This is a genomic window from Streptomyces sp. DSM 41931, assembly GCF_050271085.1.
In the GTDB taxonomy this organism is placed as follows: Bacteria; Actinomycetota; Actinomycetes; order Streptomycetales; family Streptomycetaceae; genus Streptomyces; species Streptomyces albogriseolus.
In genome coordinates this window covers 5,094,237-5,119,666 of record NZ_CP189902.1, presented here as the reverse complement: position 1 = coordinate 5,119,666, position 25,430 = coordinate 5,094,237, and the positions used below count along the sequence as shown (strand labels likewise).

General features: G+C 71.9%; 24 protein-coding genes and 5 tRNA genes. 8 read left to right on the top strand and 21 right to left on the bottom strand.

Annotated features, from left to right (window positions below):
* Positions 1-12: 12 nt before the first annotated feature.
* Both recG and ACP7TJ_RS23765 read right to left on the bottom strand, forming a co-directional pair.
* Positions 13-2,214, bottom strand: a complete 2,202-nt coding sequence (gene recG, locus ACP7TJ_RS23770) for an ATP-dependent DNA helicase RecG (protein ID WP_167740787.1) — start codon at positions 2,212-2,214, stop codon at positions 13-15.
* Between the two features lie 73 nt (positions 2,215-2,287).
* A complete protein-coding gene (locus tag ACP7TJ_RS23765) occupies positions 2,288-3,976 on the bottom strand; it encodes a DAK2 domain-containing protein (protein WP_427765194.1) in 1,689 nt (562 codons plus the stop codon).
* A gap of 266 nt (positions 3,977-4,242) precedes the next feature.
* Between ACP7TJ_RS23765 and rpmB the strand changes: the two genes are divergently transcribed.
* On the top strand, positions 4,243-4,428 hold the full coding sequence (gene rpmB, locus ACP7TJ_RS23760; RefSeq protein ID WP_003993230.1) for a 50S ribosomal protein L28: 186 nt from the start codon (positions 4,243-4,245) through the stop codon (positions 4,426-4,428).
* 127 nt (positions 4,429-4,555) lie between these two features.
* Here rpmB and thiD read toward each other — a convergent pair whose 3' ends face one another.
* On the bottom strand, positions 4,556-5,371 hold the full coding sequence (thiD, locus tag ACP7TJ_RS23755) for a bifunctional hydroxymethylpyrimidine kinase/phosphomethylpyrimidine kinase (protein ID WP_427765190.1): 816 nt from the start codon (positions 5,369-5,371) through the stop codon (positions 4,556-4,558).
* Positions 5,368-6,333, bottom strand: a complete 966-nt coding sequence (locus ACP7TJ_RS23750; RefSeq protein ID WP_093763935.1) for a thiamine-phosphate kinase — start codon at positions 6,331-6,333, stop codon at positions 5,368-5,370. Before ACP7TJ_RS23750 ends, thiD begins: the two co-directional genes overlap by 4 nt.
* A 206-nt stretch (positions 6,334-6,539) precedes the next feature.
* Here ACP7TJ_RS23750 and ACP7TJ_RS23745 point away from each other — a divergent pair, with 206 nt between their 5' ends.
* Positions 6,540-6,773, top strand: coding sequence for an Lrp/AsnC family transcriptional regulator (locus ACP7TJ_RS23745; protein ID WP_004983019.1), 234 nt, complete (start codon positions 6,540-6,542; stop codon positions 6,771-6,773).
* Between the two features lie 20 nt (positions 6,774-6,793).
* Entirely contained in the window at positions 6,794-7,294 is a 501-nt protein-coding gene (locus ACP7TJ_RS23740; protein WP_167740790.1) for a DUF3515 domain-containing protein, read from the top strand.
* Between the two features lie 19 nt (positions 7,295-7,313).
* On the opposite strand, the gene ACP7TJ_RS23735 is transcribed toward ACP7TJ_RS23740, so the two are convergent.
* The 3 genes from ACP7TJ_RS23735 to ACP7TJ_RS23725 form a co-directional block, all read right to left on the bottom strand.
* Positions 7,314-8,471, bottom strand: coding sequence for a D-alanine--D-alanine ligase family protein (locus ACP7TJ_RS23735; protein WP_427765185.1), 1,158 nt, complete (start codon positions 8,469-8,471; stop codon positions 7,314-7,316).
* Between the two features lie 81 nt (positions 8,472-8,552).
* Positions 8,553-9,563: an NAD(P)H-dependent glycerol-3-phosphate dehydrogenase gene (locus ACP7TJ_RS23730; protein ID WP_167740791.1), complete on the bottom strand. Its 1,011-nt coding sequence runs from the start codon at positions 9,561-9,563 to the stop codon at positions 8,553-8,555.
* Positions 9,560-10,381 (bottom strand): lysophospholipid acyltransferase family protein, encoded by an 822-nt coding sequence (locus tag ACP7TJ_RS23725; protein WP_093763932.1) that lies wholly within the window; start codon positions 10,379-10,381, stop codon positions 9,560-9,562. Before ACP7TJ_RS23725 ends, ACP7TJ_RS23730 begins: the two co-directional genes overlap by 4 nt.
* Before the next feature lie 175 nt (positions 10,382-10,556).
* On the opposite strand from ACP7TJ_RS23725, the gene cofC reads away from it, so the two are divergent.
* Positions 10,557-11,195, top strand: a complete 639-nt coding sequence (cofC, locus tag ACP7TJ_RS23720) for a 2-phospho-L-lactate guanylyltransferase (protein ID WP_093763931.1) — start codon at positions 10,557-10,559, stop codon at positions 11,193-11,195.
* 10 nt (positions 11,196-11,205) lie between these two features.
* A complete protein-coding gene (locus ACP7TJ_RS23715) occupies positions 11,206-11,409 on the top strand; it encodes a hypothetical protein (protein WP_427765180.1) in 204 nt (67 codons plus the stop codon).
* Positions 11,410-11,508: 99 nt separating this feature from the next.
* Here the strand turns inward: ACP7TJ_RS23715 and ACP7TJ_RS23710 are convergent, their stop codons facing one another.
* The 4 genes from ACP7TJ_RS23710 to leuC all read right to left on the bottom strand — a co-directional run bounded on the left by ACP7TJ_RS23710 (position 11,509) and on the right by leuC (position 14,822).
* Entirely contained in the window at positions 11,509-12,147 is a 639-nt protein-coding gene (locus ACP7TJ_RS23710) for an HU family DNA-binding protein (RefSeq protein WP_093763930.1), read from the bottom strand.
* A gap of 135 nt (positions 12,148-12,282) precedes the next feature.
* On the bottom strand, positions 12,283-12,513 hold the full coding sequence (locus ACP7TJ_RS23705; RefSeq protein ID WP_093763929.1) for a hypothetical protein: 231 nt from the start codon (positions 12,511-12,513) through the stop codon (positions 12,283-12,285).
* Positions 12,514-12,791: 278 nt separating this feature from the next.
* Positions 12,792-13,385 (bottom strand): 3-isopropylmalate dehydratase small subunit, encoded by a 594-nt coding sequence (gene leuD / locus ACP7TJ_RS23700; RefSeq protein ID WP_167740792.1) that lies wholly within the window; start codon positions 13,383-13,385, stop codon positions 12,792-12,794.
* 6 nt (positions 13,386-13,391) lie between these two features.
* Entirely contained in the window at positions 13,392-14,822 is a 1,431-nt protein-coding gene (gene leuC, locus ACP7TJ_RS23695) for a 3-isopropylmalate dehydratase large subunit (protein WP_093763927.1), read from the bottom strand.
* Between the two features lie 193 nt (positions 14,823-15,015).
* Between leuC and ndgR the strand changes: the two genes are divergently transcribed.
* Positions 15,016-15,729 carry an IclR family transcriptional regulator NdgR gene (gene ndgR, locus ACP7TJ_RS23690; RefSeq protein ID WP_006130487.1) on the top strand — a complete coding sequence of 238 codons (714 nt, stop codon included), beginning with the start codon at positions 15,016-15,018 and terminating at the stop codon, positions 15,727-15,729.
* Positions 15,730-15,802: 73 nt separating this feature from the next.
* Here the strand turns inward: ndgR and ACP7TJ_RS23685 are convergent, their stop codons facing one another.
* Positions 15,803-16,363, bottom strand: a complete 561-nt coding sequence (locus ACP7TJ_RS23685) for a DUF4188 domain-containing protein (protein ID WP_167740794.1) — start codon at positions 16,361-16,363, stop codon at positions 15,803-15,805.
* 88 nt (positions 16,364-16,451) lie between these two features.
* Here ACP7TJ_RS23685 and ACP7TJ_RS23680 point away from each other — a divergent pair, with 88 nt between their 5' ends.
* The gene (locus ACP7TJ_RS23680) at positions 16,452-17,096 is read left to right on the top strand and encodes a MerR family transcriptional regulator (RefSeq protein WP_189912218.1); all 645 of its coding nucleotides are present in this window, start codon (positions 16,452-16,454) and stop codon (positions 17,094-17,096) included.
* Between the two features lie 47 nt (positions 17,097-17,143).
* Here ACP7TJ_RS23680 and ACP7TJ_RS23675 read toward each other — a convergent pair.
* From ACP7TJ_RS23675 to ACP7TJ_RS23635, 9 genes are all read right to left on the bottom strand, one after another.
* Positions 17,144-17,216 (bottom strand) — tRNA-Glu (locus tag ACP7TJ_RS23675).
* Positions 17,217-17,243: 27 nt separating this feature from the next.
* Positions 17,244-17,315 (bottom strand) — tRNA-Gln (locus ACP7TJ_RS23670).
* Positions 17,316-17,336: 21 nt separating this feature from the next.
* Positions 17,337-17,409: transfer RNA gene (locus tag ACP7TJ_RS23665), tRNA-Glu, on the bottom strand.
* A 24-nt stretch (positions 17,410-17,433) separates the two neighbouring features.
* Positions 17,434-17,506 (bottom strand) — tRNA-Glu (locus ACP7TJ_RS23660).
* Between the two features lie 39 nt (positions 17,507-17,545).
* Positions 17,546-17,617: transfer RNA gene (locus ACP7TJ_RS23655), tRNA-Gln, on the bottom strand.
* 91 nt (positions 17,618-17,708) lie between these two features.
* Positions 17,709-18,440, bottom strand: coding sequence for an HAD family hydrolase (locus ACP7TJ_RS23650; protein ID WP_093763924.1), 732 nt, complete (start codon positions 18,438-18,440; stop codon positions 17,709-17,711).
* A gap of 97 nt (positions 18,441-18,537) precedes the next feature.
* A complete protein-coding gene (gene gltX, locus ACP7TJ_RS23645) occupies positions 18,538-20,022 on the bottom strand; it encodes a glutamate--tRNA ligase (protein ID WP_427765172.1) in 1,485 nt (494 codons plus the stop codon).
* Positions 20,015-20,800, bottom strand: coding sequence for a fumarylacetoacetate hydrolase family protein (locus ACP7TJ_RS23640; RefSeq protein WP_093763922.1), 786 nt, complete (start codon positions 20,798-20,800; stop codon positions 20,015-20,017). The genes gltX and ACP7TJ_RS23640 overlap by 8 nt, the downstream gene beginning before the upstream one ends.
* Before the next feature lie 173 nt (positions 20,801-20,973).
* On the bottom strand, positions 20,974-21,162 hold the full coding sequence (locus ACP7TJ_RS23635; RefSeq protein WP_093763921.1) for a hypothetical protein: 189 nt from the start codon (positions 21,160-21,162) through the stop codon (positions 20,974-20,976).
* Positions 21,163-21,767: 605 nt separating this feature from the next.
* On the opposite strand from ACP7TJ_RS23635, the gene ACP7TJ_RS23630 reads away from it, so the two are divergent.
* Entirely contained in the window at positions 21,768-25,430 is a 3,663-nt protein-coding gene (locus tag ACP7TJ_RS23630; RefSeq protein ID WP_427765167.1) for a nitrate- and nitrite sensing domain-containing protein, read from the top strand.

Here is a 25,430-nt window from a genome sequence, read left to right as displayed (position 1 = left end):
GTCCCCAGTCTGTCAGCCCTTCTCCAGGTACTGCTCACGCTCCTCGTCCAGCAGGGCGTCCAGCGCGGTGCGCAGGGCGGGCAGGCGCTCCAGGTCCGGGTCGGAGGCGACGATCCGGGCGGCCTCCTCGCGCGCCTCGGCGATGACCTCCTCGTCGTCGATGACGGCGAGCATGCGCAGACTGGACCGGGTGCCGGACTGGGCCTGGCCCAGCACGTCGCCCTCACGGCGCTGTTCGAGGTCGATGCGGGAGAGCTCGAAGCCGTCGAGGGTGGACGCGACGGCGTTGAGCCGCTGGCGGGCGGGACTGGCCTCGGGCATCTCGGTGACCAGCAGGCACAGTCCGGGCGCCGAGCCGCGGCCGACGCGGCCGCGCAGCTGGTGCAGCTGGGAGACGCCGAAGCGGTCGGCGTCCATGATCACCATCGCGGTGGCGTTCGGGACGTTGACGCCGACCTCGATGACGGTGGTCGCCACCAAGACGTCCACCTCTCCGGCCGCGAACCGGCGCATCACGGCGTCCTTGTCGTCGGGCGGCATCCTGCCGTGCAGGACGTCCACGCGCAGTCCGGCCAGCGGGCCCCGCGCGAGCTGCTCGGCGGTGTCCAGCACGGCGAGCGGGGGCCGCTTCTCGGCCTCGTCCTCGGGGGACTTCTTCTTCGCCTTGGCCCCGTCCTCCTCGTCGCCGATGCGCGGGCAGACCACGTACGCCTGGTGGCCCTTCTCCACCTCCTCGCGCACGCGCTCCCAGGCGCGGGCGAGGAAATGCGGTTTGTCGGCGGCCGGGACGACATGGCTGGCGATGGGCGAGCGGCCGGCCGGGAGCTGGTCCAGGACGGAGGTCTCCAGGTCGCCGAAGACGGTCATGGCGACCGTGCGCGGAATGGGCGTGGCCGTCATGACGAGCAGGTGCGGCGGCTGCTTTCCCTTGCCGCGCAGGGCGTCGCGCTGCTCGACGCCGAAGCGGTGCTGCTCGTCCACGACGACCAGGCCGAGGTCGTGGAACTGCACCTTGTCCTCGATCAGCGCGTGCGTGCCGATGACGATGCCGGCCTCGCCGGTGGCCAGGTCGAGCAGGGCCTGGCGGCGGGCGGCGGCGCCCATGGAGCCGGTGAGCAGCACCACCTTGGTGGCGTCGTCCGCACCGCCGAGCATGCCTCCCTGGGCCAGATCCCCCATCATCTCGGTGACCGAACGGTGGTGCTGCTGGGCGAGGACCTCGGTGGGCGCGAGCATCGCCGCCTGGCCGCCCGCGTCGACGACGGCGAGCATGGCGCGCAGGGCGACCATGGTCTTGCCGGAGCCGACCTCGCCCTGGAGCAGGCGGTGCATGGGGTGGTCGGTGGCGAGGTCGGCGAAGATCTCCTCGGAGACCTTGCGCTGGCCCTCGGTGAGGGTGAAGGGGAGACGGCCGTCGAAGGCGGCGAGGATGCCGTCGGTCCGCGGGCGGCGGGGCACGGCCGGGAGCTGCGCGTCGGCGTGCCGGCGGCGGGCGAGGGCGACCTGGAGGACGAACGCCTCGTCCCACTTGAGGCGGGCGCGGGCCTCCTCGATGTCCGCCTTGGTGTGCGGGCGGTGAATCTTCAGCAGCGCCTCGGGCAGCGTGACCAGGCCGCGGCCCTCGCGCAGCGCCTCGGGCAGCGGGTCGGCGGCCTCCTGGGCGCTGGGCAGCACGGTCTGCAGCGCCTTGCCGATCTTCCAGGACTCCAGCTTGGCGGTGGCCGGGTAGATCGGGATGAGCGCGCCCGCCCAGGTCTCGACGGTCTCCTCGGCGTCCCCGCGCAGCAACTCATAGGCGGGGTGGGCGAGTTGGAGGCGGCGGTTGAAGACGGAGACCTTGCCGGCGAACATCGCGCGGGTGCCCGGCAGGAGTTCCTTGTGCGGCTTGTGGACACCGGCGCCGAAGAAGACCAGCTGCAGCCGGCCGCTGCCGTCGGTGATCGTCACCTCCAGGCGCTGGCCCTTGCCGCGCGGGGCGCGGCTGGAGGCGAAGGTGTGCAGCCGGGCGTCGGCGACCTGCGCGACCACGGTCACGTGCTCGTCCATCGGCAGGTCGGCGAGGTGGGTGAGCTGGCCGCGCTCCTCGTACCGGCGCGGGTAGTGGTGCAGCAGATCGCCGACGGTGTGCAGGCCGAGGTGCTCGGCCATCACCTTCGCGGTGGCGGGGCCGAGCACCTTCTTCAGTGGTTCGTCCAGTGCGGGCACGGGATCCATTGGACACCACTCCACTGACAGAGCGGGGACGGCGGGCCGCCTCCCCGGTCCGCGCCGGGCGGCGCCGGCCGGGTCACTCGACGCCGATGAGGAGGACGGAGCCCTGCCGGCCGCCGTGGTGGACGACGGTGTCGACGGCCAGGTAGCCCTCGCGGACCCGGGCCTCCAGGCGTTCGGCGACGGACTCCGGGGCGCCGTCGCCGACAACCAGGGTGACCAGTTCCCCGCCGGCCGCGAGCATGCGGTCCAGGACGGCCAGGGCGGTGTCGGTGAGGTCCTGGCCGATCACCGCGACGTCGCCGTCGACCAGGCCGAGGATGTCGCCGGCCTGGCAGATGCCGGCCATGGTCCAGGACTGCCGCTCGGCGACGGTGACCTCGGCGTAACGGGTCGCGCCGGCGGCGGAGGTCATCGCCACCACGTCCTCGTCGAAGCGGCGCTCCGGCTCGTGCACCGCGAGGGCCGCGATGCCCTGCACCGCGGACCGGGTGGGGATGAGCGCCACCCTGACGCCCTCCGCCCGCACCTGCTCGGCGGCCGCGGCGGCGGTGTGGCGCAGCTCGGCGTCGTTGGGCAGCAGCACCACCTCGCGCGCGTGGGCGCGCCGTACGGCCTGCACGAGCTCGCCGCTCGCGGGCGGCTCCCCGGGCCGGGCGAGTACGGCCGTGGCGCCGGCCTCCGCGTACAGACCCGCCAGGCCCTCGCCGGGCACCACGGCCACCACGGCCCGCTGGACGCGCTCGGCGGGCGTCCGCTCGGGCCCCGCGGCGTGCGCGTCCCCGGCGCCGAAGTGGGTGATCCGGATGCGGTACGGCCGTCCCGCCTCGACGCCCGCCTCCACGGCGGCGCCGGCGTCGTCGACGTGCACATGGACGTTCCACAGGCCGTCACCGCCGACCACCACGAGGGAGTCGCCGAGGGCGTCGAGCCGCTCCCGCAGCCGGGCGACGGCCGCGTCCTCGGCCTCCAGCAGGTAGATCACCTCGAAGGCGGGGCCTCCGGGCCATGGTGCGGCGGCGTCGTCCGCGCAGGGAGCCTCGATCGTGTGCGACGCCCCGGTGCGCGCGTGCGGACCGGGCCCGTGTGCCGCGGCGCCCCGGGGCGTCTCCCCCGTGAGCGTCTCCACCAGCGCCGCCAGGACGGTCACCAGGCCGCGTCCGCCCGCGTCGACCACGCCCGCCCGGCGCAGGACCTCCAGCCGGTCCGGGGTCTCGGCGAGCGCCTCACGGGCGCCCTCGTAGGCGGCGCGGGCCACCGCGCCGCAGTCGCCGTCGGCGCCTCCGGCCGCGTCGGCGGCGGCCGAGGCGACGGTGAGGACCGTGCCCTCGACGGGGTGCGCCACCGCCTGCCGGGCGGAGTCGGCCGCGTGCCGCAGGGCGAGCCCGAGGCCCCGGCCGTCGGCGTGGGCGGGGGCGTCGTCACCGGCCAGCACCTGGGCCATGCCGCGCAGCAGCTGGGCGAGGATCGTCCCGGAGTTCCCGCGCGCCCCGATCAGCGCGCCGTGCGCCATCGCGCGGACCGCGTCGGCCAGGGTGGGGCCGGGATTCCCGCCGCCGCCCGCCTCGTGACCGGCGAACACCGCCTCCACGGCCGTGGCCGCCGACTCCAGCGTCAGATAGAGATTGGTGCCGGTGTCCCCGTCCGCCACGGGATAGACGTTGATCGCGTCGATCTCCTCGCGGGCCCGTCCGAGCGCGTCGAGCGCGAGGCCGCACCAGGCACGCACCGCGAGAGCATCGAACGTCTGCGGCACCTGCGGCACCTGCGCCTCCTCGAGCTGCTGGACGTGGCACGCAGCGTAGACGGTGTGCCCCCGCCTGCCGGAAGAGGGCCGCGGGCGGGCCCGTGAGCCGCCGTGCTAGTTTCGTCCTACGGGTGCAGCCGTTGTATGCTGCTCCGGTTGCCCGATCCGATCGGGCGTATCCCCCTGGCAACGCCACTCAGATCCACCCGCTCTCCGAGTTCTGGATCTGGATCCCGGCCTGCCGGGATCAACCGTAAGTGCATCTGAAGTCTTTGGAGTGACCCGTGGCTGCCAACTGCGACGTCTGCGGCAAGGGGCCGGGCTTCGGCAACAACATCTCGCACTCGCACCGCCGTACGTCCCGCCGCTGGAACCCGAACATCCAGCGTGTGCGTACCGTGGTCGGCGGGACGCCGAAGCGCGTGAACGCCTGCACCTCGTGCATCAAGGCCGGCAAGGTCTCGCGCTGACGCATTCGCTGAGCGCGCGGCCACAGCCGGTATCGCCGCAACGGGCCGGTCCACCTCAGGGTGGACCGGCTTTTTGCTGTCCCCGGCCAGGGGACGGCCACGCGCACCCCTCGCCCGGTCTCGGTGACTACCGCGCGCCCTCTCCGCGCCACGCCCAGCCGTGGTCCACCGGGCCGATCCCCGCGCCCAGGGCGAAGCCCGAGGCCAGCGCTCCGGTGACGTACGTCTTCGCCGCCGCGACCGCCTCCGGGACCGTATGGCCCCGGGCGAGGTACGAGGCGATGGCGGAGGCCAGGGTGCAGCCGGTGCCGTGGGTGTGGCGGTTGTCGTGGCGGGAGGCGCGCAGCCAGTGCTCCTCCGCGCCGTCCGTGAGGAGGTCGACGGCCTCATCCGAACCGGCGGCGGCGAGGTGGCCGCCCTTGATCACCACCCAGCGCGGGCCGAACTCCAGCACGGCCGCGGCGGCCCGCCGCATGTCCTGCTCGGAGGCCACCCGCAGGCCGGTGAGTTGCGCGACCTCGTCCAGGTTCGGGGTGGCCACGGTCGCCACCGGCAGCAGCTTCGTGCGGACGGAGTCCAGCGCCGACACCGCCAGCAGCGGATCGCCGTGCTTGGAGACGCCCACCGGGTCCACGACCGTCGGCGCGTCCGTGCCGGCGAGCAGGTCGGCGACGGTCTCGACGAGTTCCGCCGACGCCAGCATGCCGGTCTTGACCGCCTGCACGCCGATGTCGTCGACCACGCTGCGGTACTGGGCCCGTACCGCCTCCACTGGCAGTTCCCAGGCGCCCTGCACGCCGAGGGAGTTCTGCGCGGTCACCGCGGTGAGCACGCTCATCCCGTGCACACCGAGCGCCAGCATCGTCTTCAGGTCGGCCTGGATGCCCGCTCCCCCGCCGGAGTCGGAGCCGGCCACCGTGAGGACCCGGGGCGGCGCGCTCATGACTCGATGTCCCCGAAGTGGTCCCAGCCGCCCTGGCTGGTCCAGGGCGCCCCGTCCACCGTCACCTGCGGCAGCGCGGAGGGGTTGAGCACCTCCCCGATGACCTTCCAGCGGGCGGGGAGCTTCACGTCCGGCGGGAAGGTGGCCACGATCGCGTGGTCCTCGCCCCCGGTCAGCACCCACTGCATGGGGTCGACGCCGACGGCCTGCCCGATGTCGTGCATCTGCGAGGGGATGTCGATCGCGCCGGAGCGGACGTCGATGCGGACCTTGCTGGCCTCGGCGATGTGCCCGAGGTCGGCGATCAGTCCGTCGCTGACGTCGCACATGGCGGTCGCGCCCAGTCCGGCGGCCGCCGGACCCGCGTGGTACGGCGGCTCGGGGCGCCGGTGCGCCTCGACGAAGGCGCGCGGGGAGCGGAAGCCGCGGGAGAGCACCGCGTGCCCGGCCGCGGACCAGCCGAGCCAGCCGGTCACCGCGACGATGTCGCCGGGCTGCGCCCCGCCCCGCGTGACGGGCTCCTGGTTGCGCAGGTCGCCGAGCGCGGTGATGGACACCGTGATGGTGTCGCCGCGGACGACGTCCCCGCCGACGACCGCCGCGCCGGCCACCTGGCACTCGTCGCGCAGCCCGTCCATGAGTTCGCTGGGCCAGGTCACCGGCAGTTCGGCGGGCACGACCAGGCCGAGCAGCAGCGCGGTCGGCACGGCGCCCATGGCGGCGATGTCGGCGAGGTTCTGGGCGGCGGCCTTGCGGCCGACGTCGTAGGCCGTGGACCAGTCGCGGCGGAAGTGGCGCCCCTCCACCAGGACGTCGGTGCTGGCCACGACCCGCCGGTCGGGCGCGGAGACCACGGCGGCGTCGTCGCCGGGGCCGACCCGGACCGCCGGGGTGGTGGTGAGACGGGAGGTGAGCTCCCTGATGAGCCCGAACTCCCCGAGCTCACCAACAGTGCCCTTCATTTCCCTTACGCCCCTTCTATCCCTGTCCGTGCCCGGTCGCGGGTCGTCCGAGTCCTCGCTACGGTCGAACCGACCGTCAATTTCTCTCGTGCCTGTACCCCGGCGCGGGGGCGCCGGTTCTCGCAGGTCTCCCCGCGACGTGCGGCGACGCGATACCGTGGCGTTCCTTTTCCCCACATGATCCTCGTGGCCGCCCTGGAGGTTCCGTGGTACAGGCGTACATCCTGATCCAGACGGAGGTCGGCAAGGCGTCGACCGTCGCCGATCTGATCGGCAAGATCCCTGGAGTCGTCCAGGCCGAGGACGTGACGGGTCCCTACGACGTCATCGTGCGCGCCCAGGCCGACACCGTGGACGACCTGGGACGCATGGTCGTCGCCAAGGTCCAGCAGGTGGACGGCATCACCCGCACCCTGACCTGCCCGGTGGTGCATCTGTAGCCCCCGTCTACCCTGTGCCGGTGAACTCCTTCCGCCACCGGCACGCCGTTTGCTCCGCACTCGCGGTGCTGATCACCGTCGCGGGCTGCTCCTCAGCAGACGACAACGTGTCCGCGGCGGTTCCCAGCCCGGACACGAAGGTCACCGAGCTGTGTCAGAACCTGGACGAGGTCCTGCCGGCGACGGTGGACGGTGAGAGCCGCGACGACCCCGAGCCCGCGTCCGAACTGACCGCGGGCTGGGGCGGCGTGGCGATCATACTGCGGTGCGGTGTCGAGCGGCCGCCGAAGATGACCGATCCCAAGGTGGCCAACGGCCAGGACGCCGACGCGGTGCCCGGCGGCGTCAACGGCGTCGACTGGCTGATGGAGAAGCAGGACGACGGCGTCCACCGCTTCACCACCGCCAACCGTGAGGCGTATGTCGAGGTCAGGGTGTCCGACGGGCGGGACAGCACGGGTGTGCTGATCGACCTGGCCCCGGCCGTGAAGAAGGCGATCCCCGAGGGGATCGCCTCCTGACACGCGCGCGGAACCCGGCTCAGCGCAGTCCGGTGGACCGGCGCAGCGCCGCCTGGATCAGCAGGTCGACGAGTTCCTGGTAGCTCACGCCGGTCGCCTGCCACATCTGCGGGTACATCGAGATGGGCGTGAAGCCGGGCATGGTGTTGATCTCGTTGATCACGAACTCGCCGTCCTCGGTGAGGAAGAAGTCCGCGCGGACCAGACCCTCGCAGGAGGCCCCGTCGAACGCCTCGACCGCGAGCCGGCGCACCTCGGCCGTCTCCTCGTCGGTCAGCGGCGCCGGCACGACGCCGGGCGTGGAGTCGATGTACTTCGCCTCGAAGTCGTAGTACGCGTGCGCGTCCGGCGGGGGGATCTCGGCGGGCAGCGAGGCGCGCGGACCGTCCTCGAACTCCAGCACGCCGCACTCGATCTCGCGTCCGCGCAGCGCCGCCTCGACGAGGATCTTCGGGTCGTGGCGCTGCGCCTCGGCGACGGCGTCGTCCAGACCGGAGAGGTCGTCGACCTTGGTGATGCCGATGGACGAGCCGGCCCGGGCAGGCTTCACGAACAGCGGCCAGCCGTGCTCACCGGCGAAGTCGACGATCCGCTTGCGGGCGGCGGCCTCGTCCCGCGCCCACTCGCGCGGCCGGATCACCAGGTACGGGCCGACCTTGAGCCCGAAGGAGGTGAACACCCGCTTCATGTACTCCTTGTCCTGGCCGACGGCCGAGGACAGCACACCGGAGCCCACGTAAGGGATGCCGGCGAGTTCGAGCATGCCCTGGAGGGTGCCGTCCTCCCCGTAGGGGCCGTGGAGCACCGGGAAGACCACGTCGACCTCACCGAGTGCCTTGGGCACCGATCCCGGCTCGCTGTACACGACTTCGCGGTCCGCGGGGTCGACGGGGAGCACCACCGCGCCCTCCGTGGACTCGGCCAGCTGGTCGACGCTGGGCGTGCGGCGCTCGGCGATCGCCATGCGTTCCGGTTCGTCGGCGGTGAGCGCCCACCGGCCGTCCTGGGTGATGCCGATCGGCAGGACGTCGTACCTGGTCCGGTCGATGGCCTTGAGGACGGCGCCGGCGGTGACCACGGAGATCCCGTGCTCGGAGCTGCGCCCGCCGAACACGACGGCCACACGCGGCTTGCGCGACGGCGAGTCGGGGCTCTGGGGGAGGTTCTCGGTGCTCATATCGCGACGAGCGTACCCGCTGCCGGAGCCGGGATACAGCGCCCGCAACGCCGTGCGTGGGCCGAACGGAGGGGCCGTCGCTCAGCGTCGCTCCGGCTTGGCGCTGCGCGACATCAGCTCCTTGACGGCCACCTGAGGGGGCTTGCCCTCGTGCACGATCCCGACGACCGTCTCGGTGAGCGGCATGTCGACGCCGTGCCGGCGGGCCAGGTCCAGCACCGACTCGCAGGACTTGACGCCCTCGGCGGTCTGCTTGGTGACCGCGATGGTCTCCTGCAGGGTCAGCCCCTTGCCGAGGTTGGTGCCGAAGGTGTGGTTGCGGGACAGCGGCGAGGAGCAGGTGGCCACCAGGTCGCCCAGGCCCGCGAGTCCGGAGAAGGTCAGCGGGTCGGCGCCGAGCGCGACGCCGAGCCGGGTGGTCTCGGCGAGGCCGCGGGTGATGAGCGAGCCCTTGGTGTTGTCGCCGAGGCCCATGCCGTCGGCGATGCCGACGGCCAGGCCGATGACGTTCTTGACCGCGCCGCCCAGCTCGCAGCCGATGACGTCGGTGTTGGTGTACGGCCGGAAGTACGGGGTGTGGCAGGCGGTCTGGAGCCGCCGGGCGACCTCTTCGTCCGTGCAGGCGACCACGGCGGCGGCCGGCATCCGGGCGGCGATCTCGCGGGCCAGGTTGGGGCCGGTCACCACCGCGATCCGCTCCCGGCCGACCTTGGCGACGTCCTCGATCACCTCGCTCATCCGCATCGCGGAGCCGAGTTCGATGCCCTTCATGAGGGACACCAGCACCGTGCGCGGCGCGAGCAGGTCCCGCCACTGGGCGAGGTTGCCGCGCAGCGTCTGCGAGGGCACCGCGAGGACGGTGAAGTCGGCGCCGCGCGCGGCCTCGGCGGCGTCCGAGGTGGCCCGCAGGTTCTCGGGGAGTTCCACCCCGGGCAGGTAGTCGGGGTTGGTGCGGGTGGAGTTGACCGCTTCGGCGAGTTCGGGGCGCCGTCCCCACAGCACGACGTCGCAGCCCGCGTCGGCGAGGACCATGCCGAAGGCCGTCCCCCACGATCCGGTGCCGAAGACGGCCGCCTTGACCGGCTCGCTCACGTACCCAGCCCCTCTTCACGTGCTTCCCGGACGGCGGCTCGCTCGCCCCGGGTGCGGTCCTGCCGCCCGTTCCTGCCGTTGCGCTGCGCGTGCGTCCGGCGGCGCTGCTCCATCCGCTCCGTGCGCGGGTCGTAGGGCCTCTCGGGGGCCTTCTCGCCGCGGATCTCCTCCAGCAGGCCGGTCACGGCGGCCATGATCGCCTCGGTGGCCTCCTTGAGGAGCTCCGGCGTCATCTCCTGGTCGTAGAAGCGCGAGAGGTCGACCGGCGGGCCGGCCAGCACCCTGCTGGTCTTGCGCGGGAACAGCCGCGGCTTCTTGGCGTACGGCGGGAGCAGTTCGTTGGCGCCCCACTGGGCGACCGGGATCACCGGGCACTTGGTCTGCAGCGCGACGCGCGCGGCGCCGGTCTTGCCGGTCATGGGCCAGCCGTCCGGGTCCCGGGTGAGGGTGCCCTCGGGGTAGAAGGCGACGCACTCGCCGCGCTCCACGGCGTCGATCGCGGCGCGGAAGGCGCTGAGCGCGTCCGTGCTCTCGCGGTAGACGGGGATCTGCCCGGTACCGCGCATCGCGGCGCCGACGAATCCCTTGTTGAAAAGGCCGCTCTTCGCCAGGAATCGCGGAACACGGCCGGTGTTGTACTGAAAGTGCGCGTAGGCCAGAGGATCGATGTGCGAATTGTGGTTCACCGCGGTGATAAATCCACCTTCGGCCGGAATGTTCTCCATTCCGCGCCAGTCCCGCTTGAGCAGTACCACCAGCGGCGGTTTGCAGATCACCGCGGCGAAGCGGTACCAGAAGCCGATTCTGCGGCGCGGCACGAGTACACCTTCCTCTTACGGACGACAGGCCCAGGTCCCGGTCCCCTCGAGGCCGGGCGGGCCGCACAAGTGTCGCCCCGGGCCGCCGGTCTGTCGAGAACACCGTACGCCCGGTCCCTCGGCCGTCGGCCGCACCGGGTGACAATGGCCGTGACAAGAGAGGGACGCAACACTCGTGCAGTGGACCTTGGTGGTACCCCTGAAGCCCCTGCCGCAGGCCAAGAGCAGGCTGGCGGACACCGCGGACGACGGTCTGCGGCCGGGTCTGGCGCTGGCGTTCGCGCAGGACACGGTGGCGGCCGCGCTGGGCTGCCCCGCGGTGCGGGATGTGGTGGTCGTCACCAACGACGCGCTGGCCGCCAGGGAACTGGCGGCGCTGGGCGCCGGGACCGTTCCCGACCTGCCGCGGGCCGGGCTCAACGCCGCGCTGGTCCATGCCGCGACGGTGGTGGGCGCCGCCCGCCGCGCGGCCTCGGTGGCGGCGCTGAACGCGGATCTGCCGGCGCTGCGCCCCGCGGAACTGGCCCGGGTGCTGGACGCGGCGGCGGAATTCCCGCGGTCCTTTCTCGCGGATTCCGCGGGGCTCGGCACGACTCTGCTCGCCGCGAGCCGCGGCCGTGAACTGCGTCCGCACTTCGGCGTCGGTTCCCGTGCCCGGCACCGGGCGTCGGGCGCGGTGGAGCTCACGCTCGACGCGGTGGAGTCCGTACGGCAGGACGTGGACACCGGCGGGGATCTGCGGGCCGCGCTGGCGCTGGGCGTCGGCCCCCGCACGGCCGCGGCCGCCGCGCGGCTGCCCGCCGGGCAGCAGTAGGCTGCCGCACATGCAGGCCACCGCGTACACCTACGACCCCGACAGCCGCAGCGGTCAGGTGCTGCTGGACGACGGCACCCCGGTTCCCTTCGACGCCGCGGCGTTCGACGCGGGCGGTCTGCGGCTGCTGCGTCCCGGGCAGCGGGTGCGGCTGGAGACGGAGGGCGAGGGCGCGTCCCTGCGGATCAGGCTGGTGACACTGCAGACGTTCTGACGCGCGCGGCGCGGTCCCGCACACACCGCGGGCCGGACTCCCGGGGAGTCCGGCCCGACACATGAGTACCGTTTGCCCGAAGGGGGGACGAGGCGTCCGCTACTTCTTGCGGGTGGTGGTCTTCTTGGCGGTGGTCTTGCGCGCGGTCGACTTCTTGGCGGGGGCCTTCGTGGCCGTCGCCTTCTTCGCCGGGGCCTTCTTCGCCGTGGTCTTCTTCGCGGCGGTGCTCTTGGCGGCGGCCGTCGACTTGGCGGGGGCCTTCTTCGCCGCGGTCTTGCTCGCCGTGGTCTTGGCGGTGGCCTTCTTGGCCGCCGTCTTCTTCGCGGCCGCCTTCTTGGCGGTGGCGGCCTTCTTCGCCGTGGTCTTCTTCGCCGCGGCCTTCTTCACCGTCGCCGAAGCGCCGCCGGTCAGGCTGCCCTTGGGCGCCTTCTTCACGGCGACCTCACCGCCGCGCGGCAGCTTCTTCGAGCCGCTGACCAGGTCCTTGAAGCCCTGGCCCGCACGGAAACGCGGGACGGAGGTCTTCTTGACCCGAACGCGCTCGCCCGTCTGCGGGTTGCGGGCGTAGCGGGCCGGGCGGTCGACCTTCTCGAACGAACCGAAGCCGGTGACCGAGACCCGCTCCCCTGCGACGACCGCGCGGACGATGGCGTCCAGTACGTGGTCGACGGCGTCGGCGGCCTGCTGGCGGCCGCCCACCTTGTCGGCAATCGCTTCTACGAGCTGCGCCTTGTTCACGTCTTCCCCTTCGGAGACATCGCCAGAACGAATGTGTTCAAGCTTTTCGCACGTTAGGCAGATATATACCGCAAATCAAACACGAAACGGGCTAATCACCCTTGTGCCGCAACGGACTCGGTTGTCTTGACTGGCTCAGCGTTCCTCGTCGGGGATTCGTCCCTCGTCGAGGTCCGCCATGAACCGCTCCAGACGCCTTGCCGCACCGGCGAGATCGTGCTTGGCCGCGGCCGTAATGACCAACAGCTTCCGGGTCAGCGCCATCCGTACGCCCTCCGGGACTTGCAGTGCGCGCACCCTCGAGTGCGCTTCCTTGAGCCGGACCGCGACCGCCGTACAGAGCTGGAGTTGGCCGTCGTGTTCCATGCACAGATTGTGCCATCTGGGGCGAGTTGTCGCCTGCGCAGGGGGCAACTGCCGCGCCGGACGGCCGTCCGCACACACCCGGGATCCACGGCCACGTGACACGTGTACCCCGGCAACCACCTTCTTAACGTGGCAAGTTGGCGGCCCTCAAGACGGCACGCGGGGCCGAACGGGTACGAAGACGCCCGTACCCCCGATCGGTCCGATCGGGGGTACGGGCGGGGTGAGGGGGTGGCCGAAAGTCGACCTCTGCCGAGGACTTCGGCCGCGCGGGAAGGTCAGGCCGTGAGGGTCCGCGGCTTGAAGGACGGGCGCTTCGCCTCGTACGCGGCGATGTCCGCCTCGTTCCGCAGCGTGAGGGAGATGTCGTCGAGGCCGTTCAGCAGCCGCCAGCGGGCGTTCTCGTCCAGCTCGAAGGGGGCGTTGAGGCCCTCGGCGCGGACCTCGCGGGCCTCGAGGTCGACGGTGATCTCGGCGGTGGGGTCGGCCTCGGTGAGCTCCCACAGGGCGTCGACGATCTTCTGGTCGAGGACGACGGTCAGCAGGCCGTTCTTCAGCGAGTTGCCGCGGAAGATGTCGGCGAAGCGGGAGGAGATCACGGCCTTGAAGCCGTAGTTCTGCAGCGCCCAGACGGCGTGCTCACGGGAGGAGCCGGTGCCGAAGTCGGGGCCGGCCACCAGCACCGTGGCGCCCGCACGCTCGGGTCGGTTGAGGACGAACTCGGGGTCCTTGCGCCAGGCCTCGAACAGCCCGTCCTCGAACCCGTCCCGGGTCACCTTCTTGAGCCAGTGGGCCGGGATGATCTGGTCGGTGTCGACGTTGCTGCGGCGCAGCGGGACGGCCCGGCCGGTGTGGGTGGTGAATGCTTCCATGACTGATCAGACTCCAGCGGGCGTGCGGTCGTCGGCGGCGGCGAGGTCGGCCGGGGAGGCCAGGTGGCCGAGGACCGCGGTGGCCGCGGCGACCTGCGGGGACACCAGGTGCGTCCGGCCGCCCTTGCCCTGCCGGCCCTCGAAGTTGCGGTTGGAGGTGGAGGCGGACCGCTCACCGGGGGCGAGCTGGTCCGGGTTCATGCCCAGACACATCGAGCAGCCCGCGTGCCGCCACTCGGCGCCGGCCTCCTTGAAGACCACGTCCAGGCCCTCGGAGACGGCCTGCAGACCCACCCGCGCGGAGCCGGGGACGACCAGCATCCGTACGCCGTCGGCGACTTTGCGGCCCTTGATGACGTCCGCGGCGGCGCGCAGGTCCTCGATGCGGCCGTTGGTGCAGGACCCTACGAAGACGGTGTCCACGTTGATGGAGCGGAGCGTCTGGCCGGCCTCCAACCCCATGTACTCCAGCGCCTTTTCGGCGGCGAGCCGCTCCGAGGCGTCCTCGTACGAGGCGGGGTCGGGGACCGACGCGGAGAGAGGCGCGCCCTGGCCCGGGTTGGTGCCCCAGGTGACGAACGGCGACAGCTCGGAGGCGTCGATGACGACCTCGGCGTCGAACTCGGCGTCGTCGTCGGACCTCAGCGTCTTCCAGTAGGCGACGGCCGCGTCCCAGTCCTCGCCCTTCGGGGCGTGCGGACGGCCCTCGAGGTACGCGAAGGTCGTCTCGTCGGGGGCGATCATGCCCGCGCGGGCGCCGGCCTCGATCGACATGTTGCAGATGGTCATCCGGGCCTCCATCGAGAGCTTCTCGATGGCCTCGCCGCGGTACTCCAGGACGTAGCCCTGGCCGCCGCCCGTGCCGATCTTCGCGATGATCGCCAGGATCAGGTCCTTGGCGGTGACGCCCTCGGGCAGCTCGCCGTCGACCGTGATCGCCATGGTCTTGGGGCGGGCCATCGGCAGCGTCTGGGTCGCCAGGACGTGCTCGACCTGGGAGGTGCCGATGCCGAAGGCGAGTCCGCCGAAGGCGCCGTGGGTGGAGGTGTGGGAGTCGCCGCACACCACCGTCATGCCGGGCTGGGTCAGGCCCAGCTGCGGGCCGACGACGTGCACGACACCCTGCTCGACGTCGCCCAGCGGGTGCAGCCGGACGCCGAACTCGGCGCAGTTCTTGCGCAGCGTCTCCAGCTGGACCCGGGAGACCGGGTCGGCGATGGGCTTGTCGATGTCGAGGGTCGGGGTGTTGTGGTCCTCGGTCGCGATGGTGAGGTCGAGACGGCGCACCCGGCGGCCGTTCTTGCGGAGGCCGTCGAAGGCCTGGGGGCTGGTCACCTCGTGCAGCAGGTGCAGATCGATGAAGAGGAGGTCGGGCTCGCCCTCGGCGCGCCGGACGACGTGGTCGTCCCAGACCTTCTCCGCGAGTGTCCTACCCATCGCTTTCCCTCCGGCCGGCACGTTGCCCTCCGGCCCAACTAGAGATCTGTGAGACGGCGCCCGCGCCCCTGACACCGGGCGTCCGCCGTCAGGCCCGGTGGTCCACGGGCCGCGTTGCTTCGTGCTTCAAGAGTGGCGGGTTCCACGGAAAATTGAACTTGCGTTTCACAGAGTGAGACGCAAGTATCGTTGCATGGACAACAGTAGCGGCGTCGGCGTTCTGGACAAGGCAGCACTCGTCCTGAGCGCCCTGGAGTCCGGCCCGGCCACCCTCGCGGGGTTGGTCGGTGCCACCGGACTGGCACGACCCACGGCCCACCGCCTGGCGGTGGCGCTGGAGCACCACCGCATGGTGGCGCGTGACATGCAGGGGCGGTTCATCCTCGGCCCGCGCCTGGCCGAACTGGCCGCGGCCGCGGGCGAGGACCGGCTGCTCGCCACGGCGGGCCCGGTGCTGACCCACCTGCGCGACGTGACCGGTGAGAGCGCCCAGCTCTACCGCCGCCAGGGCGACATGCGCATCTGCGTCGCCGCGGCGGAGCGCCTGTCCGGACTGCGGGACACGGTGCCGGTGGGCTCCACGCTCACCATGAAGGCCGGCTCGTCGGCGCAGATCCTCATGGCCTGGGAGGAGCCCGAGCGGCTGCACCGCGGCCTGCAGGGCGCCCGTTTCACGGCGACGGCCCTCTCCGGTGTACGGCGCCGCGGCTGGGCCCAGTCGATCGGCGAGCGCGAGCCGGGCGTGGCGTCCGTCTCGGCGCCGGTGCGCGGGCCGTCGAACCGCGTGGTGGCCGCCGTGTCGGTCTCCGGCCCCATCGAGCGTCTGACGCGTCACCCGGGCCGGATGCACGCCCAGGCCGTCATCGACGCCGCCGCCCGCCTCTCCGAGGCGCTCCGGCGCTCCTGAACGTCCCCCCGTCCACCGCACACGTTCCGCGGGAACGGGTCCGCCTCAACGCCGCGGCGGACCCTCCCCCGCCTCACGCGCCGTCGGCCACCGCCGACGGCGCAGTCGTTTCCGTCCCTTCCGGCCGCGCGGGCTGCTCCGGCCGGTACGCGAAGCGGTCCTTGGCGCGCCGTCCGCGCCGCTCCAGCGGTATCTGCCCGTGCGCGGCCGCGAGTCCGAACGCCGGCATGTCGGCGTAGATCGACTCGTAGTTCCCCTGCGGCACCACGTACGCCTCGTGCCACAGCCCGACATGGCCGCGCACCTTGCCCGCGCGCTCCTTGCCGTTGACGAAGGTCCACGCGCGGTGGTGGACCGTTCCCGGGGCGTGCGCGTAGGCGTAGAGCTTCTCCTTGGACTCCCAGTACTGGACGACGTAGTACGTCCGCGGGGAGGCCGTGAGCAGGATGTACTTCAGCAGTCCGCTCTCCGGGCGCTTCCCGAGCTCACGCAGCATGCGCGGCATCGAGACCAGCACGGGCAGCCAGTGGTGCACGGCCCAGAAGCGGTTGATCCGCATACCGATCAGCAGGACGACGACGGTGCCCTCCGCCGCCGCGGTGGTGCGCTCGGCGACCGCGAACCTGCGCCGCATGTCTCACTCCCGGATCCCTAGGGTGGCCTGGACGAGTTCCCGGGGGGAACCCTTGGATAGTCTCGCTATCCCATGAAAGGCGCAAGAGGTGCGGCTGGCTGAACTGAGCGAACGCAGCGGTGTGTCCACCGCGACGATCAAGTACTACCTGCGCGAGGGACTGCTGCCGCCCGGCCGCCGCGTCAACGCGACCACGGCGGACTACGACGAGGAGCACCTGCGCCGGCTGCGGCTGGTGCGCGCGCTGATCCAGGTGGGCGGCATCCCCGTGGCCAGGGCCCGTGAGGTGCTGAGCCACATCGACGACGATTCCCTGGGCCGCACGATCCGCCTGGGCGCGGCGCTGTGGGCGCTGCCGCAGGACCCGGAGCCGGACGAGGAGGACCCGGACGTGGTGGCGGCCCGCGCGGAGGTGGACAGGCTGCTGGAGACGCTGGGCTGGGAGACGTCGCGGGAGATGGCCCCCCTCTCCCCCGTGCACCGCTCGCTGGTGGTGGCGGTGGCCGCACTGCGGCGGCTGGGCTACCCGTGGGACGCCGAGCTGATGGCGCCGTACGCGCGGCTGATGCACCAGGTGGCGTCCCGGCAGCTCGACTTCATGGAGACGTACGACTCGTTGAAGGAGCAGGTGGAGATGGCCGTGGCGTCGGCGGTGCTGTTCGAGCCGGTGCTGCGCGCGCTGCACCGGCTGGCGCAGGAGGAGGAGTCGGCCCGGCGGTACGGCATCGAGTGACGGACAGCACGAAAGCCCCCCACCGAGGTGGAGGGCTTTCGCCGGTGTACCCCCGACCGGATTCGAACCGGCGCTACCGCCTTGAGAGGGCGGCGTGCTAGGCCGCTACACAACGGGGGCGTGGATCATGCGTTTCCGCAGATCCTGCTGGTCTACCTGGACTCGAACCAAGACTAACTGAACCAGAATCAGTCGTGCTGCCAATTACACCATAGACCAATGATGGTTTAGACCAGTCAGTACCCCCGACCGGATTCGAACCGGCGCTACCGCCTTGAGAGGGCGGCGTGCTAGGCCGCTACACAACGGGGGCCCTAGCGATCCCGCGAAGGATCTGTACCCCCGACCGGATTCGAACCGGCGCTACTGCCTTGAGAGGGCAGCGTGCTAGGCCGCTACACAACGGGGGCTTGCGGATGTGATCCGCGGGTGCAGATGAGCTCTGCGAGCTGGCCTACCTGGACTCGAACCAAGACTAACTGAACCAGAATCAGTCGTGCTGCCAATTACACCATAGGCCACTGGAACGCAAGCCCCGGAGGGGATCTCGTTCTAGTTCTGCGCTTCGGGGCTCCGGCCTTCCGGCCCGCTCCCCGCGGCGCAGGAAGAACATTACCTGAAGGTGGTCGACGCTCCAAAACGGGTATCGCCGCGCAGCAGGGAGGGCAGTTCGGCGAGGGACGCGATGCGGCGCGGACCGGCCGGCGGTTCGAGGGTGGCGTGGGCGTCGGCGCGGTCGATCCACACCGAGAGCAGCCCGGCCTCGGCGGCGCCCCGGCCGTCGATCTCCGGATGGTCCCCGACGTACGCGACCTGCTCAGGGTGGAGCGCGAGGGCGTCGCAGGCGGCCAGGAAGGCGCCGGGCTCCGGCTTGGAGACGCCCAGCTCGGCGGCGCACAGGATCGCCTCGAAGCGGTCGTGCACGCCCAGCACCCGCAGCTTGCGGTCCTGCACGTGCAGGCTGGAGTTGGAGAGCACGGCGTGCCGGTGGCTGGCGGCGAGGGCGTCCAGCACGGGCAGCACGTCCGGGAACAGGCTCCAGGCGGACTCGTAGTGCACCAGGTAGCGGTCGAACCAGTCGTCCGCCTCCGCGTCGGTCAGCTCGCGGCCCAGGAACACCCGGGTGCGGTCGCGGCGCTGGGTCTCGAAGTCCACCTCGCCGGCGGCGAACCGCGCCCACTGCTGGTCGGTGATCTCCCGCCAGCGCGTCAGCGCCTCCTCCACGGAGCCGTACCCCGCGAGCAGGCCCTCGGTGACGAGGTGGGCGCGCATGCCCTCACGGTCGGCGGAGGTGTAGTCGAACAGCGTGTCGTCGACGTCCCAGACCACGGCGCGGATGTCCATGCCACCGACGGTACCGGGACGGGCCGGAGGACACCGGGGAACGCCGAGGGGCGGCCCCCGGACGTGTCCGGGAGCCGCCCCTGCACGGCGGGTGAGGTCAGCCGGCGAGCCTCGCCAGGGCCGCGTCGACGCGGGCCAGGGACTTCTCCTTGCCCAGCACCTCGAGGGACTCGAAGAGCGGCAGGCCGACGGTGCGGCCGGTGACGGCGACGCGGACCGGGGCCTGGGCCTTGCCGAGCTTGAGGCCGTGGGCCTCGCCGGCGGCCAGGACGGCCTCCTTCAGCGACTCGGCGGAGGCCCAGTCGGCGGCCTCCAGGTTCTCCCGGGCGGTGCGCAGCAGGGCGTCGGAGCCCTCCTTCATCGCCTTGTTCCAGGACGCCTCGTCGAAGACCGGCTCCGGCAGGAACAGGAAGTCGACGTTGTCGGTGATCTCGGAGAGGACCTTGAGGCGGGTCTGCGCGTGCGGCGCAATGGCCTGCCACTTGGCCTCGTCGAAGGCCTCCGGGGCCCAGGCGGCGTGGGGGGCCTGCAGCCAGGGGCGGCAGCGCTCGGCGAAGTCCTTCACGTCGAGCATGCGGATGTGGTCGGCGTTGATCGCCTCGCACTTCTTGAGGTCGAAGCGCGCCGGGTTGGGGTTGACGTCGGTGACGTCGAAGGCGGCGACCATCTCGTCGATCGAGAAGACGTCCTGGTCGGCGGAGAGCGACCAGCCGAGCAGCGACAGGTAGTTGAGCAGGCCCTCGGGCAGGAAGCCGCGCTCGCGGTAGAGGTTGAGCGAGGACTGCGGGTCGCGCTTGGAGAGCTTCTTGTTGCCCTCGCCCATCACGTACGGCAGGTGGCCGAAGGCGGGGATCTCCTTGGCGACGCCGAGCTCGATCAGCGCCTTGTACAGGGCGATCTGGCGCGGGGTGGAGGAGAGCAGATCCTCGCCGCGCAGGACGTGGGTGATCTCCATCAGGGCGTCGTCGACCGGGTTGACCAGCGTGTACAGCGGGGCCCCGTTGGCGCGCACGATGCCGTAGTCCGGCACGTTCTCCGGCAGGTAGGTGATCTCGCCGCGGACCAGGTCGGTGAAGGTGATCGGCTCGTCGGGCATCCGGAAGCGGACGATCGCCTCGCGGCCCTGGGCCTTGTACTCCTCCACCTGCGCGGCGGTGAGCTCGCGGCAGTGGCCGTCGTAGCCGGACGGCTTGCCGGCGGCGCGGGCGGCCTCGCGGCGGGTGTCCAGCTCCTCCTGGGAGCAGTAGCAGTGGTAGGCGTGGCCGCGGTCCAGCAGCTTCTGCGCCAGGTCGCGGTAGAGGTCCATGCGCTGCGACTGGCGGTACGGCGCGTACGGGCCGCCGACCTCGGGGCCCTCGTCCCAGTCGAAGCCCAGCCAGCGCATGGAGTCCAGCAGCTGGTTGTACGACTCCTCGGAGTCGCGGGCCGCGTCGGTGTCCTCGATGCGGAAGACCAGGGTGCCGCCGTGGTGCTTGGCGAACGCCCAGTTGAACAGGGCGGTGCGGACCAGGCCCACGTGGGGGTTACCGGTGGGCGACGGGCAGAAACGGACGCGTACGGAGGAGCCGGATGCGCTAGCCACGCTTGACAACCTTGTTGGTGAGAGTGCCGATGCCTTCGATGGTGACGGCGACCTCGTCGCCGACGTGGAGGGGGCCGACCCCAGCCGGGGTGCCCGTGAGGATGACGTCGCCCGGGAGCAGGGTCATGGCCTCGGAGATGTTGACGATCAGGTCCTCGATGGAGTGGATCATCTCGCTGGTGCGGCCGAGCTGGCGCTGGCCGCCGTTGACCGTGAGCTGGATCGTCAGGTCCTGCGCGGCGGCGATGTCGAGGTCCGTCTCCACCCAGGGGCCGAGCGGGCAGGAGGTGTCGAAGCCCTTGGCGCGGGCCCACTGCTTCTCGCGCTTCTGGACGTCGCGCGCGGTGACGTCGTTGGCGCAGGTGTAGCCGAAGATCACGTCCTTGACGCGCTCGCGCGGGACCTCGCGGCAGAGCCGGCCGATGACCACGGCGAGCTCGGCCTCGTGGTGCACCTCCTGGGAGAAGGAGGGGTACTGGATCTCGTCGCCGGGGCCGATGACCGAGGTGGCGGGCTTGAAGAAGGCGAAGGGCGCGTCGGGCACCTCGTTGCCCATCTCCTTGGCGTGGTCCGCGTAGTTGCGCCCGAAGGCCACCACCTTGTTGGGCAGCACCGGGGGCAGCAGCCTGACCTTGCTCACCGGGACCTTGGTGCCGGAGAGCTCGAAGTCCGCGAACGGGATGCCCTTGATGATGTCCAGGACGAGCTCGTCCTGCTTCTCGCCCTCGACCGCGCCGAAGGCGACGTTCCCGTCGATGGAGAATCTGGCGATGCGCACGGGATGCTGGTCCCCTTGACTGAAGCGGCTGGAGTCTGACGCTCCAGGCTAACGCGCAGGGGTCCCGGCCCGGCGCACCGACGAGGGGCGCCCCACCGCGGCTGGTGGGGCGCCCCTCGTCGGTGCGCGGCTCGCGCTGAGCGTTTCGCGGCGGCCGCGCGTATGGACCGGTGTCAGTTCGCGGCGCCGGCCGCGACCGGGATCTCCATGAGGACGGTGCGCTTGGGATTGGCAGTCTGGGCCGGGAGTTCGACGGGGTGCTCCTGCTGGACCGGCTTCTGCAGATCGTCGGCACCGTCGAGGTGCGCGAGCGTGGTGCGCCGCGGGTTGGCGATCTTGTGGAACATCGTCGTCGTCTTCACTGTTTACTTGACCCTGTCCTGTGCACGGGCGCCCGGAGGGTCGGGAAGACCCTCGGACGGGCGCGGGTTGTCAGTTCTGCCGTCCCTGTAAAGCGTCAGGCTAAACATTCAATTCCCGGCGGCCCGGGGCCGGGAGCGGTGATCTCGGTGTGAGTTTGCTCACGATACGAACGACAATCCAGGCATCTCGGGCGCGCGCCACGGCGAGCGGAATCGGACATTGACCACCTGAAGCGACCATTCCGCTCCTGATCATGCCGACTGGGACACCGCCCCCACCTCGCCGGTCCGGACCGGTATGCCCGGAATAGGCAAGATCCCGTTCTACGACTGGTGATCCGACGGACACGCGGTGTCACGTATGTCACGGGTAAGCCCACGGGCCTTGTTGGAGATCCTGCACTGTGCTGGAATCTCACGGACCGCCGCAGGGATCGAGCCGGCGCACAGGGGGCGCGACCACGCGCCGAGCGGCGGCGAGATGGGGGGACCGGCGCCGGATCATCACGACCACCACGGGGGCGTATTCAGGGCGCCCCTATGACGCCGACACCGTGCCTCGCCGTTCACGCGGAGGGGCGCCTGGTTCAGAGGTTGCGACGCTAGTGCAGGGACGTTTCAAGAGGGATGGCAGCGCTTCGGCGGAGCCGGAGCCGCAGGGCGGGACTGGCCCCAAGGCCGTCAGCTCCTCGCCCCAGCACGCCCAGAGCCAGGGTCCGACCACACCCGGTAACAGCGGCGGCGAGCGCCCCGGCGCGCCGTCCGCACCCCCGGCCACCCCGCCGGCCGCCCCCGCCGGCCCGGGTTCGCGAATAGCCCTGCGCAACTGGCGGATCTCGACCCGTCTGGTGTCGCTGCTTGCGCTGCCGGTGGTCGCGGCCACCTCGCTCGGCGCGCTGCGTATCCAGCAGTCGATGGACGACATCCAGCAGCTCGACAACATGAAGCTGCTGACGGACATGACCAAGCAGGCCACCGAGCTGGCGCACGCGCTCCAGGAGGAGCGCGACCAGTCGGCCGGTCCCCTCGCGCACGGCGGCAAGGGCACGGACTTCTCGGTCAAGGGCTACCGCGAGAAGACCGATCGCGCGATGTCGAACTTCCTCGACAGTTCCGAGGAGATCGACGCGGCGAGCAAGGACGGCAACCTCAAGGGAGTCCGCGACAACCTCGTCCAGCTGGCCGGCGACCTGAGCGAGCTCGCCAAGATCCGCAACACGGCGTTCCAGCAGGAGAACAACTCCACGCAGAGCGTCGAGGGCTACCACCGCCTGATCGAGAACCTGATCGACCTCTCGCAGGACATGGCGGAGGCGACCAGCAACCCCGACATGATCCAGCGCACGCGTGCCCTGGCGTCGTTCTCCTCCGCCAAGGAGTACGCGTCGGTCCAGCGCGCGGTTCTCGCCGCGGCGCTGCCCGCGAGCAACACCACCAAGGGCGACATCGCCGAGAACGACCGGCTCTACGCGCAGTCCGCCCTGGAGAGCCAGAAGTCCGAGCTCCGCGCCTTCAAGAGCATCTACGGCGAGGACCTCGCCGCAGAGCTGCTGCTGCCCATCGAAGAGGGCAACACCACGATCAAGGCGACCGACGAGTACGCCGGCCGCGCGCTGGCCTCCGAGTTCGGTCTGCAGTCGGTGGGCGCGCGCTCCTACCGTGACTGGCTGGACGACAGCTCCACCAAGATCCAGCAGATGAAGAACATCGAGCTCTCGCTGCTCGAGGAGATGGAACAGAAGGCCCGTGAGCTGCGCAGCGCCACCGAGCGCGACGCGATCATCTCCGGTGCGCTGATCCTCCTCGTGCTCGGTGTGTCCCTGGTCGGCGCCTTCGTCGTGGCCCGGTCCATGATCCGGTCGCTGCGCCGCCTGGAGGAGACCGCCACCAGGGTCGCCCAGGAGCGCCTGCCCGACCTGGTCAAGCAGCTCTCCGAGTCGGACCCGCAGGACGTCGACACCACCGTGGAGTCGGTCGGTGTGCACTCCCGGGACGAGATCGGCCGCGTGGCCGCGGCCTTCGACGACGTGCACCGCGAGGCGGTCCGCCTCGCCGCCGAGCAGGCCCTGCTGCGGGGCAACGTCAACGCGATGTTCACCAACCTCTCGCGCCGCTCCCAGGGTCTGATCCAGCGCCAGCTGTCGCTGATCTCCGAGCTCGAGTCCCGCGAGGCCGACCCGGACCAGCTGTCCTCGCTGTTTAAGCTGGACCACCTCGCCACCCGTATGCGCCGTAACGGTGAGAACCTCCTCGTCCTCGCGGGTGAGGAGCCCGGCCGCCGGTGGACCCGCCCGGTCCCGCTGGTCGACGTGCTCCGCGCCGCCGCGTCCGAGGTGGAGCAGTACGAGCGCATCGAGCTGGCCGCGGTGCCGTCCACCGAAGTGGCCGGCCGGGTCGTCAACGACCTCGTGCACCTGCTCGCCGAGCTGCTGGAGAACGCGACGTCGTTCTCCTCCCCGCAGACCAAGGTCAAGGTCACCGGTCACGCCCTGCCCGACGGCCGGGTGCTGATCGAGATCCACGACACCGGTATCGGTCTGTCCCCCGAGGACCTCGCGGCGATCAACGAGCGGCTCGCCTCGCCGCCCACCGTGGACGTCTCCGTCTCCCGCCGCATGGGTCTGTTCGTGGTCGGCCGTCTGTCGCAGCGCCACGGCATCCGGATCCAGCTCCGCCCGTCCGACTCCGGCGGCACGACCGCGCTGGTCATGCTGCCCGTCGACGTCGCCCAGGGCAGCAAGAAGCCGCAGGGCAAGCCCGGTCAGCCGGGCGGCGCCGGCGGTCCGGCCGCCGCGCAGGCCGCCGCGGGCGCCGCCGCCGCGCGGCGCTCCGCCGGGGCCGGCCAGTCCGGCGGCGGCTCGCTCGGCGCGGGGGTGCCCGGCGGGCGCCTCGGTGCCGGTCAGGGCCCGCGCGCCGCGCTGCCCGGGCGGGACGGCTCAGGCCGTCCCGGCGGCCGGGGACCGCAGGGTCCCTCGGCCAACCAGACCCCCTCGCTGTTCGACCAGGGCGCTCCCTCCGCTCCCCCGCAGGGCCGTCCCGCTCCGGCGGGCGCCGGCTTCGGGCAGCAGCAGGGCCCGAACGCGCCGCAGGCCGGGAACCAGGGCCAGGACGGCTTCGGCGGCGGCCGGGGCCAGGTGCCGCCGCAGCGGGGCAACGCCCCCGAGCGCGGCCGCAGTCCCCAGCTCCCGCCGCGCGGCGGCGCCCGTCCGGAACTGCCGGGCGGCGACCAGCAGCAGCGCACGCCGAGCTGGAGCGACGACAACGCCCGCCCGCCGGCGCCGCGCCCCTCGATGGACGCCCCGCGCGGCCACGAGGAGCCGGACGTCTCCCGCACCGCCGCGATGCCGCGCTTCGACGACCGTCAGGGTCCCGGCGCCACGGCGGAGATCCCCCGGTTCGACGAGCAGCAGCACGCGCCCGGTCAGGACACCGGCCAGTACGGCCGTCCCGGCGCCAACGGCGCCCCGTCCACGGGCCAGTTCGTCCGCGGTGACATCTTCGGCGCCCAGCAGGGCGGCCGCCCGGGCGCGCAGAACCCGGCGTCCACGGGCCAGTTCCCCGCCCCGCAGGGCTACGACACCGGCACGGGCCAGTACCCGGCCCCGGGCCAGAACGACGGCTCGACCGGCCAGTACGCGCTGCCCGGCCGCGCGGGCTCCGGCGACCCCTCGGGCACGGGCCAGTTCGAGCGTCCGCGGGTGAACGGCACGCACGGCGGCGGTCCCGTCCCCCCGCGTCCGCAGCCGCCGCAGCAGCAGGAGCAGCGTCAGCCGTCCGACCAGTGGGCGCTGCCCCCGGCCACCGGCCCGGGCGACGGCCGTACGCCGCTGTACGACACGCTGGAGACCAACTGGTTCCGCGGCCAGGGCGGTGCGCAGGAGCAGGGCAACGGCTCCGCGCCGGCCGCCCCGCAGCAGCAGCCGCAGCAGCAGTCCCCCCAACCGCAGAGCCCCACCGGCTCGCAGCGGTCCAACGCCGCCTGGCGCAGCTCGCCCAACGACGAGCTCGTCAAGCAGGCCGAACGCGTCCGCAAGCCGGCCGCGGGCGGCGTCACCACCTCCGGCCTGCCGCGCCGGGTGCCCAAGGCGAACCTCGTCCCGGGCACGGCTCAGCAGCAGTCTCACCAGAGCGGTCCTCAGGTCTCGCGCGCCCCCGATGACGTGCGCGGCCGGCTGACCAATCTCCGTCGGGGTATCGCACAGGGTCGTCAGGCCGGGTCCGCACAGACCGGCAGCTTCCCGCACCCCACTCACCAGCAGGAGCGTTAG

Excerpts from the sequence above, each read along its gene's own strand:
- recG (WP_167740787.1), bottom strand. The coding sequence starts at position 2,214 with ATGGATCCCGTGCCCGCACTGGACGAACCACTGAAGAAGGTGCTCGGC.
- thiD (WP_427765190.1), bottom strand. The coding sequence starts at position 5,371 with ATGAGCGCGCCGCCCCGGGTCCTCACGGTGGCCGGCTCCGACTCCGGC.
- ACP7TJ_RS23750 (WP_093763935.1), bottom strand. The coding sequence starts at position 6,333 with ATGAAGGGCACTGTTGGTGAGCTCGGGGAGTTCGGGCTCATCAGGGAG.
- ACP7TJ_RS23735 (WP_427765185.1), bottom strand. The coding sequence starts at position 8,471 with ATGAGCACCGAGAACCTCCCCCAGAGCCCCGACTCGCCGTCGCGCAAG.
- ACP7TJ_RS23715 (WP_427765180.1), top strand. The coding sequence starts at position 11,206 with ATGCAGGCCACCGCGTACACCTACGACCCCGACAGCCGCAGCGGTCAG.
- ACP7TJ_RS23705 (WP_093763929.1), bottom strand. The coding sequence starts at position 12,513 with ATGGAACACGACGGCCAACTCCAGCTCTGTACGGCGGTCGCGGTCCGG.
- leuD (WP_167740792.1), bottom strand. The coding sequence starts at position 13,385 with ATGGAAGCATTCACCACCCACACCGGCCGGGCCGTCCCGCTGCGCCGC.
- leuC (WP_093763927.1), bottom strand. The coding sequence starts at position 14,822 with ATGGGTAGGACACTCGCGGAGAAGGTCTGGGACGACCACGTCGTCCGG.
- ndgR (WP_006130487.1), top strand. The coding sequence starts at position 15,016 with ATGGACAACAGTAGCGGCGTCGGCGTTCTGGACAAGGCAGCACTCGTC.
- ACP7TJ_RS23685 (WP_167740794.1), bottom strand. The coding sequence starts at position 16,363 with ATGCGGCGCAGGTTCGCGGTCGCCGAGCGCACCACCGCGGCGGCGGAG.
- ACP7TJ_RS23650 (WP_093763924.1), bottom strand. The coding sequence starts at position 18,440 with ATGGACATCCGCGCCGTGGTCTGGGACGTCGACGACACGCTGTTCGAC.